At 73.7% G+C, this 1,299-nt stretch carries 2 protein-coding genes; both read right to left on the bottom strand.

Translation table 11 applies throughout. The features are described 5' to 3' along the window. Positions 1–700 (bottom strand): SulP family inorganic anion transporter (locus AC31A1_RS51560; protein ID WP_489659936.1); only part of this gene is annotated, 700 nt, incomplete at its 3' end. A 59-nt stretch (positions 701–759) separates the two neighbouring features. Next, on the bottom strand, positions 760–1,299 hold a 540-nt coding region (locus AC31A1_RS51555), incomplete at its 5' end, for a carbonic anhydrase (RefSeq protein WP_489659935.1).

Here is a 1,299-nt window from a genome sequence, read left to right as displayed (position 1 = left end):
GGGCGGGGAGGGAAGCCGGGAGTGTGCCCAGGCGGGTCACGTGCAGGTGCAGGGCCTCCGAGACGATCGTCGCGACGGCGACTGCCGCCAGGGAGAAGGGAACCGTCGGCCTCCAGCGCGCCCCGGCCAGCATCAGCGCCGCCGAGCCCAGGGCCAGCAGCAGCGCGGCCCAGTGCGGGGTCGCGTCGAACTCCTCCGCCGCCCGGGCCGCGACCACCGCGACCTGGTCACCGCTCGGAGTGGGCACGCCCAGCGCCGACGGCACCTGCTGGAGCCCGATCACACACGCGATGCCGATGGTGAAACCGGCGATAACGGGTGCGGGGACGTAGGCCATCGCCGCCCCCGCGCGGGCGAAGGCGAGCACGAGGAGCATGAAGCCGGAGATCAGACCGACCGTCAGGACGCCGTTCGCGCCGTACTCGTGGACGATCGGGACGAGGACCACGGTCATCGCGCCGGTCGGCCCGCTGACCTGGCGCGCGGAGCCGCCGAACAGCGCGGCGAGCGAGCCCGCGACGATCGCGGTGATCAGGCCGGAGGCCGCGCCGAGACCGGACGTCACCCCGAAACCGAGGGCGAGCGGGAGCGCCACGACGGCGACCGTGAGGCCGCACAGGAGGTCGCGGCGCGGGGCGCGGGTCATGGTGCGGAAGTCGGCGGGGGAGGGCAGGACGGAGAGCACGCCGTTCATGGTCATGGACTTCTTCGCGTGGGTGAGCGTGAGGGCAATGGGCTTACGGCAGTGGGGAGTTGGGGCTACGGCAGCAGCGACACGAGCCCCGTGTCGAGGTCGAAGCGGGCCGCGACGACATGCGCGGAGGTGAAGGCGGGGTCGGCGCGGATCGCGTCCCTGACCCAGGCCGTGTGGGCCCGCATGGTGTGCTCGGCCCAGTCGCCGGGCAGGGCGCGGGTGCGGCGCGCGGCCGGGCTGATCTCGTCGACCAGGAGGGCGAGATGGCCGGGGACGGGGGCGCCGGTCTCCAGGTGCGCGAGGGTCGCCGCGACCGCGCCGCAGCGCTCGTGGCCGAGCACCAGCACCAGGGGGATGCGCAGTTCCTCCACCCCGTACTGGATGGACGCGAGCACCGCCTCGTCCAGGACCTCGCCGGCCGTCCTTATGCACAGCAGGTCGCCGAGGCCCTGGTCGAAGACCAGCTCCGGCGGCACCCGGGAGTCGACGCAGCCGACGATCACCGCGAACGGGTGCTGTGCGGTGGCCAGTTGGTGACGGAGTCGGCGGCTCTCGTCCGGGTGGCGGGAGTGGTCGGTGGCGTAGCGGCGGTTGCCGTCCAGGAG

The organism is Streptomyces sp. P5F9 (assembly GCF_057961495.1).
The sequence above is the reverse complement of the archived record's forward strand: the minus strand, read 5'-3'. Positions and strand labels throughout refer to the sequence as shown.